The organism is Candidatus Pelagisphaera phototrophica (genome assembly GCF_014529625.1).
GTDB classification, from domain to species: domain Bacteria; phylum Verrucomicrobiota; class Verrucomicrobiia; order Opitutales; family Opitutaceae; genus Pelagisphaera; species Pelagisphaera phototrophica.
The window spans coordinates 1,502,745-1,516,907 of sequence record NZ_CP076039.1 but is presented as its reverse complement, the minus strand read 5'-3'; the positions used below and the strand labels follow the sequence as shown (position 1 = coordinate 1,516,907).

Sequence of the window (14,163 nt, the reverse complement as noted above, 5' to 3'; positions counted from 1 at the left end):
TAAATCCGTTTGTCTTAGTTAAATAGTCCCTTCAGTTTACCAATTATTCCCGCAGGTTGCCCTTCCGGGCCCACTTTACTTTGGTATTGCAGCCCATACTTTAGAAGCCCCAGAACAACGCTGTACTGAGATTCCCTCAATTCGCCAGAAGCCATCGTTCCGTTATCTCCAATTCTTGCCGGAACACCAAACACAAGCTCCGCACAATTATCGCTCCGTATCAGGTTGGCACCGCCTCCACTCAAAATCACCCCACCCGAAAGCCTTTCTCGCCGACCGTAGGTACCGAGTTTCTTCTGAATTACCTCAAAAATCTCAGTCATCCGCAACTCGACGATTTTCTCGATGCTCCAAAGCGGAATTGGGCGGTCCCCAATTTCGAAATCGTTGTTGAGCCAGACTTTCTCCTTCTTGTTCTTATGCTCTACCACCGCAGTCCCGTATCGATGCTTTAAACTCTCTGCCTGGCTCAGGCGCATACGAAGCCCGATACTCAAGTCATTGGAAATATGGTCTCCCCCAATTGGCATACTACCCGCCATTACGCAGTTTCCATCTTGGTAGGCGGCGTAATCTGTCGCCCCCTGCCCAATATCGACCACGAGACAGCCATTCTTTTTTTCTTCATCAGACGCGACTACTGATCCCGCCGCGAGGGCTGATAAAACAACGTCATCCACATGCAAATTGAATCCATTGATGATATGGATCGCGTCTCCAATCTTCCGCGCGTTGCCATGAACTGTCCAATAGCTGGCTTCGAGCCGGTCACCTTCCAGATTAAATGGCTTTTCGACGGACCTATTATCCAGACGATAAGGTCGTCTCAAATGATGAATCACCGCACGGTCTTCAGCCAGGTCTCGACCTTTTGCCATAGTCGACACCTGGTGAATCTCCTCCATGGATACACGACGATCTCGAGATGTTACGTTGACCGAGGCTTCGCTCGGAAATCCCTCGATATCGCTGCCACTTACTGCTAGATAAACTCCATCTATCTTTATTCCAGCTTGCTCCTCCGCCGAGAGAATTGCGGCATGGACACAGTCGCTCGCGTCATGAAAGTCTACTATATTCCCTTTCAAAACCCCTTTTGAAGATGACTGTCCGAGGCCGATGATATTCAGGCTACGCCCCTCCACTATTTCTCCGAGCAAAACGGAAATCTTGCTCGTTCCAATTTCAATGCCCGCGATTACTTTAGATTTGTACACGTTCGGAAGCGATTTAAATTTATGTAGTATCTAGTTCGATACTCTAACGAGTCATTGCCACGTTTGTGACCGGAACCTGTGAATTCATCGTCAAGTCCACTTTGGCGATGCTCTTGTAGGAATGACTCTTGTGGTAATCAATTATGTAATCCAACTCAGCCAATTGGCGCCGGTAGTCCGTTAAAACCGGTTCAAAGATGATTTCTTTGGCAAAATTGCTTTTCACAATCAACTTCGGAAGCGCTTCTAGCGAAACGACTTTCCAAGATCGGTAAATGTGTGGAGCGATTTCAAAGGCTTCAGACAAAAGCTTGCCCACATGTTCCATACCTGTGATCGCCTCGTACTGACCCTCGTTTCGCTTCAATCGAATCCCGTCCAGAAAAGGCAATAGGCTAATCCGCTTCGAATCGTAGCCGATCCCCTCATAGATGACTCCCGTTCGATCGACAAGAAGCGTAATTCTTCCACGCTCAACGTCCTCCGCAAGCACTTTGGCAATTGGCTCTCTTTCCTGAATAGCAATGTAGAGCGTATCCGGAAGCTGGCGGGCTATCTTGACGGAAGAAACTTGTGCCTGAAGTTCCAGTCTCTCCTTCAAACTGCCCAAATCTAAACCGAGCAAATTCGGCGTTTCATAACCATCTAGGCCAAGATAGTTAAGTACCCATTCACGGGACAGAGCGTCACTCTCAATTTCGATACTCTTTATTGGAAGCGACTTTCCCGCTCTCGTCAGCGCGGTGGAAACGCCTTCCGTCATGAGAAATAATTTTGCCCCTCCCACTAGGGCTATTACGAGAATCGAATAGAAGGCAAATTTACGGCAACGAGAGAAAATCGCTCTCTTAAGAGCAGCTGAGCTCATGCTCTTCGTCTTAACGTCTTGGTCGATATCTTTCCAAGACCTGGATTTGCTCGCATTTTTCGACGGTTTTCTTCCAGACATATCAGCAGACTGAATACTTAGAATAAAATCTCAAGAACGCAGGCTCTACTAATTTTTTTAACAGAGCTTTGAAATTTATCCCCGCCGCTGCTGCTGACATGGGAAGAAGACTCGTTTCCTTCATCCCCGGAAGGGTGTTCACCTCCAGAACAAATGGGTAATTTGATTGGCTGAACATCAGGTCTACCCTAGCATAATCCCTACAGCCGCAGGCCTCAAACGTTCGCTCTGCGATCTCTTTTATCTCACATTCCAGCTCTGCCGAAAGTGGCGCCGGTACAACAAACTCGGTCAACCCCTTTGTATACTTGCTCTCGTAGTCGTATTGCCCCGATCTGGGTCGAATCTCGACGATTTCGGTCGCTTTCCCGTCCAGCACGCCTACCGAAAGCTCTTTCCCTACGATCATACTTTCCAGCATCCAGTCATCAAACTTGAGATCGGAAAGCAAACTTTCCAGCTCCTCGACCGAATTCGCAAAACCGAGCCCTATGCTGCTTCCTTGCTTCACCGGTTTCAGAACGACTGCCGGCCCCAATTTTTCAATCGCTTCTCCCGGATCCGGGGGCGAATGGCGATGAAAGGCTATTTGGTCTGCAACCGGAATCCCAACATCACTCAGCACTGACTTTGTCTTCACCTTGTCGAAAGTGAGCTGGCTGCTCCGCACATCGCATCCCGCATATTCGATTCCCTCTACCTCCAACAAAGACTGAAAAGCACCATCTTCTCCGAACGTTCCATGGAGGGTGGAAAACACCACATGTCGCTTCTTATTCAGTTGTACGGGGACAGACTCCTCTGACAGCTCGATTCGCTCCACCTCGAAGAGCGACCCAAACGCTTCAGCAACTGCCAGGCCTGAACTTAATGAAATTTCCCGCTCCGCGGACGTTCCTCCGCAAACCACAGCCACTACTGGCTCGTTTTTCATGACAGCGCATCCTTCCATTCACTGCCGTAAAGCAAAGCCTCGGGTTCGAGGTCTATGGATCTTCGCGATTTTGCGACCCTTATCACCAATCGCACCAGCTCGATCACATCCTCGCTCGTTGCACCGCCCCGATTTACGATAAAATTTCCGTGAACCGGACTGATTTCAGCGCCTCCGATTGCAGATCCTTTTAGACCGAGCTCATCAATGAGCTGCCCCGCGGAGGCTCCTTCGGGATTTTTGAAAATGCAACCAGCACTCGGTTCCCTTGGCTGGGATTCTTTACGCTTCGACTGGTAGACATCGATCGCCTTGCGCAATTCCACTTCCTTTTGCCCAACGGCACTGGCGACCAAAATAGCATCCAGGGCAATCGCTCTCTCAAGTTCTCGACAATGGCGGTAGCCAACACTCAGCTCCTTCACATTTGCTTCGACCAAGGTTCCATCAAGGTTGACAAATCGGACGCTCTTAACGACATCGAACATCCATCCACCCATTGCTCCCGCATTCATTCGTAGGGCACCACCGACGCTTCCAGGAATTCCTTCCAAGAACTCGAACCCTTCGAGACCTTCACGACAGGCGATACCGCAAAGTTCCTTAATTCTCATTCCGGCTCCCACTCGGATTTCGCCTTCCGATAGAATCTCAAAACGCCTCCAGTGGTTATGGGAAAGACGAATCACCAATCCTGACACGCCACTATCAGGCACTATGAGGTTGGACCCTCGACCCAGCGGATAAACCGGAATTCCGCTTTCATGGCAAACTCGCAGGGCCGTCGCCAGTTCGGGTCCAGACGCTGGCTCAAAATACAATTCCGCCGTCCCCCCAAGTCTAAGGGTTGTCTTGTTGCTTAGAGGTTCTTGAGAACGAATTTTGGATCCATAATCAAGCACGCTCGATATTTCTGAATACAGCACTCCCCAACGCAAATCTTTCGCAAAGAGATTTTGGACAAATTGGCGTGCCAGAATGTCTGTTTTTCCGGCTCCCAAAAAAACTACGTTCAAGAGATTACTCTCAACGATTTTTGACTCAAGAGCGCGGAGCAACGCGCCCTCATCAGAGTGGAATTCGCAGTGCTCGAAGCGATTTTTGCAAGCATCGTACAAATCACGCCCACTACCCCCTTCGATTGGATCCTCTGATGCCTCGTACACCTCTAAAAGATGTACGTAGTCGAAGCGCGACAACTCGGCAGCCAACTCTCCTTTAAGCGAAAGCGTTCTCGAGTAGCGGTGAGGCTGGAAAACGGCAATCGTCTTCCTTGAAAACACTGACGCCAGACCTTCCCTAATCGCAGCTATCTCCACAGGGTGGTGAGCATAGTCTTCAATAACGTTCAATGTAGGTGAAAAATAGAGACACGACTGACGTCGCTTGATCGGCGTAAAGCGTACCTTCGCCACATCTGGCTTTTTGAGTCCCGCCACTTCCATTGCGGCTAAGGCCATTTGCTGATTATTCCTGCTGAAGTCGCCCAGTTGATTCGTCGCCACTCGTTCCGAATTTTCGACCTTAGCATACACGACTAGATCCTGTGCCAACTGCTCGTCTACTGAACCGCGTAGAACTTCGTTCAATACAACGTGCCCTGTTGTCCTGAGTCCCAATCGCCTGAAAATGTCTAGGTATTCTGTTTCGGTCGCATATTTTGAATGGTGATCATGATCTGCGTTTAGAATGATTGAAATTTCAGGACTAAATTCCTCGATCGTTCCATCGCTTTCGTCCAGTTCGACGATCATCCATTCTGATTGTGTCCATCTTCCGGGGTCTCTTTTCGAAGCGAAGCGCCCCCCCATCGCATAGCTGGGCTCTTCGCCAATAGACTCGAAAAGATCTATCAATATCCCGGTTGTAGAAGTTTTACCATGGGAACCTGCGACCGCAATTAGCCTCTTTCCTTTGACAACGTCCGCCAGACATAAACCTCGCTGAATCTGTTTCCAGCCGCGACGACTCGATTCCACCCTAGAAGGGTGTGAATCTCCAATCACGGATGAATAAACAACCAGCACCTCACTATTTTTGATATCAGAGGCGGACAGGATAGGAATTTGATAACGCTCCAGAGCTTCCTTCGCCTCCGAGGTCATCCGGTTATCCTCGCCGCTGACATTCACGCCCGCTTGTTTAAGGCAAATGGACAAAGGCAGCATTCCAGCTCCTGAAACTCCAATCAGGTGAATTCTTCGAATTTCCGAAGAACGTTTTACTGGCATTGGGTTACTTCAAGGGCCTCCTTCTGCCCGTCTTTAGTTATTGTGGCCAAACGCTCCAGATCGTCAGCAATTTCAGATTGGGAGCTCGATTGGTCCATAGCTTCAAGATTCTCCGTTAATCGATTACGTTTTTCGTCACTAGAAATCATATCCAGTGCGATATTCAGGAGACTCTTGATTTCTTCTTGCTGACATAAAACCCCGCCTCCTTGAGTTACAAATCTCTGTGCATTGAAAAGCTGGTGATTGTCTGCCGCATACGGATACGGGACCAATATTGCGGGTACTCGACATCGAATAAGTTCAGCAATGCTGCCTGCACCCGCTCTGGAAATCGCCAAGTCCGCAGCCGATAGCAATATTGCCATTTGTTCGCTAAATTCCATGAAGATCGTCTTTGATTGAGCTGCCTCATCCGAATCGATTGTTGCGCTTTCTGAACAACCACCAGACATACCCGTTAGACATAGTAACTGGATTTGGTTTTCGTTCAAAATTCTCGAGTGTTGTTTCGCCCACTCATTCAGAGCCAGCGCTCCCTGGCTCCCTCCAAAAACGAGCAACAATTTTTTATCAGGATCAAATCCCAAAACACGCTTGGCTTCACCCTTCGAGCGACGTTCAAATTCCGTGCGAAGTGGCATCCCAACATTTCGTATACAGTCTTTCTTCGCTTCTTTCAGAACTGCTCCATTTGGGAGGTACACACGACTCGCAAATCGACTCGTGAGGCGAGTCACCCTACCGGGAATCTGATTTGCCTCATGAATCGCAACCGGAACTCCATTGCGGGCACCCGCCAAAAGAGCAGACGCGGATATAAAACCTCCAAAGCCAACCACAAGCTCCGGACCGCTCGACCGAATGATTCGACCACAAGATCGATAACCGTTTAGCAAATCCCTCAGAAATCGGAAAAGTTTGACGGGATGAAAACTCAGCCCACTACCAGCGATAGCTTCATACTTAAATTGGGTGTACTTCTGAACGAGTATCGAATCTACCTGCTTGCCGCTAATTAGCAATTTACATTCCCAACCGCGAGACGACAGCTCCTCAGCGAGAGCGATTCCAGGCGCCAAGTGCCCACCTGTTCCGCCACATGCGATCAGAGCTCGTCTCATTCTCAGATTTCTTTGAGTTTTCTCTTGGAATCATTCAACGCTGGGGATTTCCACGCTAAACTTGTATTCAAAATCAACGCTACGCACAAACCCATTACTAGAAAATTGGATCCTCCGTAGCTTATAAATGGCAGGGGAAGCCCTGTAGTGGGCAAGGAGCCCGTAACCACCCCCAAATTCACCAGAGCTTGGATACTAATGGTGAGGAGGCATCCTGACGCTAACAAGAACTGATAAGCATTAGGGGCCTTTCTAATATGACTCACCCCAGCCAAAAACATTACCATAAAAACGAGCACCACAGCCATCGTAGCTATTAGGCCCAGCTCTTCGCCGACTATCGCGAAAATGAAATCCGTATGCGCTTCAGGTAGCGACTTCAGTTGCTGTCTTCCATTTCCCGATCCAACCCCATCAATCCCTCCGGCCCCAAATGCCAGAATGGCCTGCCAAACCTGGTAGGCATCACCTGATTTATTTCCCTCCATATCCATAAACGCAGTTAGGCGACTGAGTCGCTCAGGATCTTTCGAGATGAGAATGAGAACAGGGATCGTACCAGCGATCGCTGACCCTACAAGATAAAATACATTTGTGCCCGCGAGGTACAATACACAAAAGCTAACCATCGATATAATCAGAGCGGTACCAAGATCGGTTTGCATCATGATCAATCCAACAATGAGGCCAATCGCCAAACACGGAACCACAAACCCCTTCCAAAAAGTGCCCGAATCCTTCCGTATCAAGCTGAAGTAGTGAGCCAGAAAAAAGATTAATCCGATTTTCGCGAACTCTGCAATCTGCAAGCCGAAAGGCCCGAAGCGAAACCAGCTCCGACTACCATTGATAACCGATCCAATGCCGGGAATCAAAACGAGTACGAGCCCCACTACGCAGATCGCATATCCCACCCAAACAAATTTCCGAGCCCATTCTAGATTAATTTTCAGAACCATCAGTCCAGCTACGAAAGTGATGCCCATCCACATCATTTGTTTCTCAATTATCTGATAGGGGTTATTAATATCGATCGGAAGACTCGCGCTAAACAAAACGGACACACCAAGCATCGCCAAAGCGAAGACGCACACAACGATCGCAACAGCAGGATTTAGAACCCCATGATGCCCAGTATGGACCGCTTTCGTCTTCCGCTTCGCCATATACCAATAAAACCGGATACCGTTAATTCTCTATTTGGATAACTGGTTGCTCAATCCAACCTTCGTCCTGAAGGAAGTCGTCTTCATCAGGAAGAATCAGCGGCGCATCTTCTGGTATTATACTTAGCGTAGGCACAGGGTCTCTCTTTTCGACAACAACCGGAGGCGGCGATGAACGAGGCCTGTTAGAAAGGCTACTTGGGATGAAAAGCGTTTGCCCGGGATTAATTCGGGCTGGGTTTTGAATGTCATTATGCAGAATCAGGTCTTTGGCCGAAACATTGTACCCGATGGCAATCGAAGACACGGTGTCACCTGGTGCAACCACGATCTGGAGCCCCTGCTTCCTCAAGGGGCTTGAAGCAATACTCGACTTGCGTCCATTTGGGATTACGAGTTTTTGACCCACTCTGATCAAGTCGCCGCTCAAGTTGTTAGCTGCTCGAAGCGCGCTCAACGTAACTCCCTGGTTCGCAGCAATCCGGGAAAGAGCATCGCCGCTTTTCACCACGTAAATACTCCCATCGACAACCGATGCCGGTTGGGCTGAACCACTTATCGGTTCAGGAGCCTGACCCGACCTAGGAACATTGAGAACTTGTCCTGGCTGAATATTTACTGTCAATCCTGGATTCATGAACTGGAGCTGGCTTTGTGAAACGCCAAACTTCTGCGTTATTCCCCAAATACTGTCCCCACTTCGCACTGCATATCGGATAAACTGCGACGTGCTGCTTGGGGCTATTATGTTTTGCGGCTGTCCCGCCCCACTTCCTTCTGCAGGACTACGACCTATAGGCGTTAGAACACCACTATCAACATTTCCTCTCGAAGGAGTCGATGCTGGGGGACTGGCTTTTTCCGATCCCCCCGGACGTCTCGGCTCGAATCTCTGCTTACTTGAGATCTCGGGAAGCGTTGCCCGATTGACAGAGCTTCCATCACCCGCATTGAACCCGGTCAATTCACTGGCTTTCGAATCAAAACCAGTGCCGCTAACGGTGGGAGCAAGAGCATTCGGATCTTCGCTAGACCAATTTACTATACCGTTGGCGCCGGCTGCCGACACTCTACTGTCTTTCAATCCACTGTTTCCAAACCCACTCATCAAGTAGAGGATCGCGATAACGATCACATGGGCCCCCGCAATGACTCCGATTCGCAATAATTTCATCTTAATCTCTTTCTCACCAGGTCCTAACATTTCTTATGCTCCTCTCTCCTTATAAACAGTCAATAGCCTTTCGAAACGCCTCACCTCTTTGTACGTAATTTTCAAACATATCGAAACTCGCAAAGCCAGGGCTAAAGACGATATTATCTTCGAGCGCGGCAGTTGCAAACGCCTTTGAGACCGCTTCCTCCAAAGAATCGTGAATAGTTGTTTCGATGCGATCACGGTTCAACGCTTTGCTCAATTGGATCGCCGTCTTTCCAATGAGCGAGGCGTATTTTAACTTGGGTGCAATGCGTCTGGCAAAATCCTCGATGTCACCACCTTTGCTCTCGCCCCCTCCCAGCCAAACAACCGGCTTCTCAAAACGTTTCAAACCACCCAAAACCGCATGAAAATTCGTCGCTTTGGAATCGTCCCAAAAACGAATTCCCTCCTTCTCACCCAAGTATTGCATCCGGTGCGGCGCCTTCTCAAAAAGGTGGGCTGCCTCTACAAGCAAACTCTCATCAAGCTCAAGGGATAACCACAATGCGCGCGCCATCAAGTAGGTGCTTTTCTCGGGTTCAGTCTCAAAAACGCTACCTCTCAAACCCAATTCCGCTGCACTATGATTCGATGTAACGATTGCCGCTTTAGGCAGATCCAGCCCGATTCCAAATCCATAGTCATAAACCGAGGAATCCACAAACAGCGAATCGTTCCTGGCGTTGGCAACCAGTCTGTATTTACTCCTGAAGTACGCTGGCATCGAACCATGTCGATCCAGGTGATCTTGGTCGAAATTGGTCCATAGCACATGATCCGCCTTCAACTCTCCGATCTGCTCAGACTGGAAAGAACTGATCTCACAAACCGCAATTGCCTCTGGATTGCAATCCTCCGCCAACAGTCCGCAGAGCGGCTTTCCAATATTGCCAACCGCAAAGGATTCAATCCCCGTATGGGAGAATGCCTCTTGCAAGAATGAGGTCAGTGTCGTTTTACCGTTCGTTCCCGTCACCGCAATCAATGGGCCCTGCCAGAGCGACGCTCCCAGGTCAAACTCGGGAATTACGCGGCAGCCATTCTGTCGCGCTCGCTCGATCCACACGTGATCACGTTGAAACCCGGGACTACAAACAACTAAACCGGCAGCTGTAGCCGAAGAATCGTCAAACAGTCTCTCTTCTCCCACATGCTCTCCTTCATCATAGAGGAGAGCATTCCCTCCCAATTTCTCGATCAGGGCTTTCACTCCTATCCCACTTTTGCCCGAGCCTAAAATAGCCACCTGCGAATCTAGACAGGTCTCAAGCCATTCAGGGAGCTGTGCGGTCAGTAGACTCATCGGATTTTCAAAGTCGCCAAACCTGCAAACGCGAAAATTAGAGAAAGTATCCAAAACCGGATTACCACCTTAGTTTCAGCCCAGCCTTTAAGCTCAAAATGGTGATGAATGGGAGCCATTCTAAAAATCCGTTTCCCGGTACTCTTGAATGACATTACCTGCAGGATGACAGACACCGTCTCCATAACGAAAATACCCCCAACAAGTATGAGAGTTACCGCTTGATGAGTCATAAATGCGATCACACCGACTAATCCTCCTAAAGCCAGCGATCCCGTATCCCCCATGAATATCTCAGCGGGATGGGCATTGTACCAAAGAAAAGCCAATCCGCCCCCTACAATCGCAGCACAAATGATACCCAATTCGCCCACCCCAGGCACATGAGAGATAAGCAGGTATTCTGAAATGATGAAATTGCCTGCTGCATACGCCATAATCGAGTAGACAATAGCCACTGTAATAGTGCACCCTATCGCCAATCCGTCTACTCCGTCAGTAACGTTTATGGCATTGCTCGCCCCAACTAGAACCAGAAACAGAAACCCGAACAATGCCCACAAGGGCATCTGAGTCATCACCGCATTCTTAACGAATGGCAGCCAAAGCTCCTGAACTTTGTCCACACTCATCGGGTTGTTAAGGAGAATAACTAAGGTAGCGGCAGCGGTCAGGCCTTGCCAAATCAGTTTCCCTCTCGACGGGAACCCTTTGCTGTTGCGCTTCGAAACCTTCAGGTAGTCATCGAGGAAGCCTAGCGACGTTAAACTGGTGTAGACGAAGAGAGCTGTCAGAGTCCAAACATTAAATTGGGCCCATAGCAAAACGCTCACGCTGACCGAGACGAATATCAGAAGTCCCCCCATAGTCGGCGTGTTCTTCTTGCCCAAATGCAACTCTGCCAGCTTTCCCACCTCTGATTCATCGCGAAAGCTTTGCTGAAAACTAAGCCTTCCCAAAAGTCCGATCAACCAAGGCCCTAAGATGTATCCAATAAATAACGCTGTCCCCGCTGCAAATAGCATTCGCAGGGTCAGAAACCGCAAGAGTCGCAGAGGACCAAAAACTTCCTCGTACTGGGATAGGTAGCTTAGCATGGAGTCCTTTCATCGACAGCTATTTTTGGAAGGTACTCCATCACTGTCTCAAGTCGATATTTGCGGCTTCCTTTCAAAAAGACATCTCCTTCAAATTCTGCCAGAACTCGCTTCAATGTTTCTAGGCTTTCGAGTTTTTCTACGTGTCCCCTCGACCTATTGGAAACTTGAATTCCCTCTAAAACCCAGTCCGATCCCTTCCCAATTAGATAGGCCCTGTCACGCGGTCTCAAGCAAAGCTCGGAACCAAGCCGCTTATGCCATTCTTCTGACTCGGAACCCAATTCTTCCATACTGCCGATGACATACAGCCTATTTTCAGCTGGTTCCGCAAGGGTTCTGAAATTATTGAGGGAATCGAGCATGGACAATGGATTGGCGTTGTAGCAATCCAAATACACTCGGGATTCCCCTACTTCGATCCACTCGCCTCTCATCCCGCTAGGCTTCCATTTTGCCAATCGCTCCTGGACACTTTCGGGAGAAACATCAAAACTCCTAGAAACCGCAATGGCCAGAGCGGCATTCGATGCCAATCCTCGTCCTGTTCCCTCTACAAAGTAGGATTCATCCCTGTGTCCAAAACTCAATCGCATACCGGATCCTACGTTCTCGATTTGATAATTCCATCCCGATGGGCCAACTGACGATTCTGATTCTAAGACGAAAATACCTTCTTCGGCATTCAAGTGTTCCCGATACAGTCGACAGGTCTCTCCGAGGTAAACCGTTTTCGTCCTGGCCTTACGCGCAAGTATACCCTTCTCTCTCGCAACACCTTCCACTGAGCCGAGCCCCTCCAAATGAGAAGGCCCAATCGCAGTAAAAATCACTCGATCGGGATTGATTGTATCCACGAGAGTCTTCATTTCCCCTCGCTCGCTTATCCCTGCCTCAATAACGGCAAAGCGACATTCATTTGAGTTGATTTCAAGCAGGGTAGACGGCACTCCAATCAAATTGTTGAGATTGCCTCTGGTTCCTTGGGCCACAGGAAATCCTCCCAGCAAATGGCAAAGCAGTTCCTTAGTAGTTGTTTTGCCACAGCTTCCCGTAATCGCCACCACAGGGAAATTCCACGTTTCGCGAAATCCTTGAGCAATCGCCTGAAAAGCCTTTAATGTGTCGTCTACGCACAACAAGGGAAAGCGTCTGCTGAACTCCATTTTTTTCTGAACGATTGCCCCTATTGCACCCTTAGCCCGCGCATCTGCAAGAAAATCATGCCCATCTCTTTGGTTCGTTTTAAAAGCTACAAAAAGATCTCCTTTTTTCAAAAGTCTCGTATCGTACGCAAATCCTTTGATGGACTTTAAAGGCGGTTCGCCCAACCACTCTCCGTTACTCCATCTCAAGAGATCGCTTCCGTCCAATCCTACCATTTCAGATTCGTCCACCCAATTTCATCGACTCCAACAACTCCCTTGCAACCTTTCTGTCATCGAAAGGAACCACGGTGTCACCGTATTCCTGAAAAGGCTCATGTCCCTTTCCCGCAATCAAAACACAATCTCCCGGATCAGCGCTTTTCAGAGCCAATTCGATTGCCCTTCTACGATCCAATACAAATTCAATCTTCGAGTGATCCGATATCCCTTCCCGCATATCATCAAATATTTGCTCTTGCACCTCCGAACGCGGATTATCGGTTGTGGCCCAGCAATAGTCTGCCAATTCCGTGGAAACTTTCGTCATCTCGACCCGTTTTCCACGATCGCGATCTCCGCCACATCCAAAGACGACTTTTACCTTTCCAGGAGTGATCTCTTGAAGCATTTTCAAGGCGTTTTCCAAGGCATTTCCAGTATGAGCATAGTCCACTACAACTTCAAAAGGCTGCCCGGTAATGACGCGTTCCATTCTTCCCGGAATTCCTCCAAACGAATTCAAACTACCAATACATTTCTCGACCGGAACGTCTCCTAGAACAGCCATTGAAAGAGCGGCCAAGGTATTGCTCACATTGTATAGCCCGATAAGAGGCGAGTTGACGAGATACCGTTTGCCGTCCCATTCCAGCGTGAAAGTCGCTCCGTCCGGAGCTAATTCAATATCCGTAGCCCTAAGCCGTGCCTGTTTGGATGTGCCAAAAGTAATAGTGGACTCCTCTTTATGCTCGTCCGCTAGACGACGACCATAAGTGTCATCTACGTTCAATACTAATTTTTTGGGTACAGTGCCAATCTCTCCATCAATGAAGCGTCTTTTGACCGCGAAATAGTTCTCCATGTCCCCATGATAGTCTAAATGGTCACGAGTCAGATTCAGAAAGACCCCTACTTTAAATTTCAGCTCTGCTATCCTGAGTTGGTCGATTCCATGCGAGCTGACTTCCATGACGGCACGGGTACAGCCGAAATCCCTCATCTGCGAAAGCAGTTCGCACAACTCATGTGCCTCGGGAGTTGTTCGAAACGAAGGGAGGACTCGATCGACCAGGTCATACCCAATAGTCCCCAGGCATCCCGTTTTTACGCCATCGAGGGAAAGGAAGTGTTTCGCCAAATAGGATACCGTAGTTTTCCCATTCGTAGCCGTTATTCCAAATAAATCGATATCCTTGTCAGGCTTGCCAAAAAAACGCCTCGCTACCTTTGCTAAAGTCAGACGCGGATCATCCGCTTGGACAAATACCGCTTTCGAATTCCCGAACCGTCGAGGCTCGCTCGAGACGACACCGACAGCCCCTCTTCGAAGAGCCTCGTCAATAAACGCGCTGCCATCCTGCCTGAGTCCAGGAAGAGCGAAAAACAGGCTCCCAGGCGTAACACGTCTACTGTCGATCACCAGTCGAGTCACAATAGGGTCAGGAGAACCGCGCTTTAATTTGGCCCCACTTTTCTTTATCAACTTACTTAGGCTCTTCCCGCTGCCACTCATTTTCTTCAGTCTTTCCATTCGACACCCAATCTTATATTGTTCCATTGTCGGTCGGCTTCTC

At 49.0% G+C, this 14,163-nt stretch carries 11 protein-coding genes; all 11 read right to left on the bottom strand.

The genetic code is table 11. The features are described 5' to 3' along the window. Positions 1-14: 14 nt before the first annotated feature. From ftsA to GA004_RS06545, 11 genes are read right to left on the bottom strand one after another with little or no spacing between them, the layout of a single operon-like run. Positions 15-1,217 carry a cell division protein FtsA gene (ftsA, locus tag GA004_RS06595; RefSeq protein ID WP_283396524.1) on the bottom strand — a complete coding sequence of 401 codons (1,203 nt, stop codon included), beginning with the start codon at positions 1,215-1,217 and terminating at the stop codon, positions 15-17. A 43-nt stretch (positions 1,218-1,260) separates the two neighbouring features. Next, entirely contained in the window at positions 1,261-2,166 is a 906-nt protein-coding gene (locus GA004_RS06590) for a cell division protein FtsQ/DivIB (RefSeq protein WP_283396523.1), read from the bottom strand. Position 2,167: 1 nt separating this feature from the next. After that, positions 2,168-3,100: a D-alanine--D-alanine ligase family protein gene (locus GA004_RS06585; protein WP_283396522.1), complete on the bottom strand. Its 933-nt coding sequence runs from the start codon at positions 3,098-3,100 to the stop codon at positions 2,168-2,170. Further along, positions 3,097-5,331 carry a UDP-N-acetylmuramate dehydrogenase gene (gene murB / locus GA004_RS06580; protein WP_283396521.1) on the bottom strand — a complete coding sequence of 745 codons (2,235 nt, stop codon included), beginning with the start codon at positions 5,329-5,331 and terminating at the stop codon, positions 3,097-3,099. The genes GA004_RS06585 and murB overlap by 4 nt, the downstream gene beginning before the upstream one ends. After that, a complete protein-coding gene (locus GA004_RS06575) occupies positions 5,322-6,455 on the bottom strand; it encodes a UDP-N-acetylglucosamine--N-acetylmuramyl-(pentapeptide) pyrophosphoryl-undecaprenol N-acetylglucosamine transferase (RefSeq protein WP_283396520.1) in 1,134 nt (377 codons plus the stop codon). Before GA004_RS06575 ends, murB begins: the two co-directional genes overlap by 10 nt. Before the next feature lie 2 nt (positions 6,456-6,457). Continuing rightward, positions 6,458-7,621, bottom strand: coding sequence for an FtsW/RodA/SpoVE family cell cycle protein (locus GA004_RS06570; protein ID WP_283396519.1), 1,164 nt, complete (start codon positions 7,619-7,621; stop codon positions 6,458-6,460). 22 nt (positions 7,622-7,643) lie between these two features. After that, a complete protein-coding gene (locus GA004_RS06565) occupies positions 7,644-8,795 on the bottom strand; it encodes a LysM peptidoglycan-binding domain-containing protein (RefSeq protein ID WP_283396518.1) in 1,152 nt (383 codons plus the stop codon). Positions 8,796-8,844: 49 nt separating this feature from the next. Beyond that, entirely contained in the window at positions 8,845-10,125 is a 1,281-nt protein-coding gene (locus GA004_RS06560) for a Mur ligase family protein (protein WP_283396517.1), read from the bottom strand. After that, a complete protein-coding gene (gene mraY, locus GA004_RS06555) occupies positions 10,122-11,222 on the bottom strand; it encodes a phospho-N-acetylmuramoyl-pentapeptide-transferase (protein ID WP_283396516.1) in 1,101 nt (366 codons plus the stop codon). Before mraY ends, GA004_RS06560 begins: the two co-directional genes overlap by 4 nt. Continuing rightward, positions 11,216-12,619, bottom strand: a complete 1,404-nt coding sequence (locus GA004_RS06550) for a UDP-N-acetylmuramoyl-tripeptide--D-alanyl-D-alanine ligase (RefSeq protein WP_283396515.1) — start codon at positions 12,617-12,619, stop codon at positions 11,216-11,218. Before GA004_RS06550 ends, mraY begins: the two co-directional genes overlap by 7 nt. Further along, positions 12,606-14,147 carry a UDP-N-acetylmuramoyl-L-alanyl-D-glutamate--2,6-diaminopimelate ligase gene (locus GA004_RS06545; RefSeq protein ID WP_283396514.1) on the bottom strand — a complete coding sequence of 514 codons (1,542 nt, stop codon included), beginning with the start codon at positions 14,145-14,147 and terminating at the stop codon, positions 12,606-12,608. Before GA004_RS06545 ends, GA004_RS06550 begins: the two co-directional genes overlap by 14 nt. Positions 14,148-14,163: the final 16 nt, after the last annotated feature.

Coding starts and splice junctions, on each gene's coding strand:
- GA004_RS06590 (WP_283396523.1), bottom strand. CDS start 2,166: ATGTCTGGAAGAAAACCGTCGAAAAATGCGAGCAAATCCAGGTCTTGG.
- GA004_RS06585 (WP_283396522.1), bottom strand. CDS start 3,100: ATGAAAAACGAGCCAGTAGTGGCTGTGGTTTGCGGAGGAACGTCCGCG.
- GA004_RS06545 (WP_283396514.1), bottom strand. CDS start 14,147: ATGGAACAATATAAGATTGGGTGTCGAATGGAAAGACTGAAGAAAATG.
- GA004_RS06570 (WP_283396519.1), bottom strand. CDS start 7,621: ATGGCGAAGCGGAAGACGAAAGCGGTCCATACTGGGCATCATGGGGTT.
- mraY (WP_283396516.1), bottom strand. CDS start 11,222: ATGCTAAGCTACCTATCCCAGTACGAGGAAGTTTTTGGTCCTCTGCGA.
- GA004_RS06560 (WP_283396517.1), bottom strand. CDS start 10,125: ATGAGTCTACTGACCGCACAGCTCCCTGAATGGCTTGAGACCTGTCTA.
- GA004_RS06565 (WP_283396518.1), bottom strand. CDS start 8,795: ATGAAATTATTGCGAATCGGAGTCATTGCGGGGGCCCATGTGATCGTT.
- murB (WP_283396521.1), bottom strand. CDS start 5,331: ATGCCAGTAAAACGTTCTTCGGAAATTCGAAGAATTCACCTGATTGGA.
- GA004_RS06575 (WP_283396520.1), bottom strand. CDS start 6,455: ATGAGACGAGCTCTGATCGCATGTGGCGGAACAGGTGGGCACTTGGCG.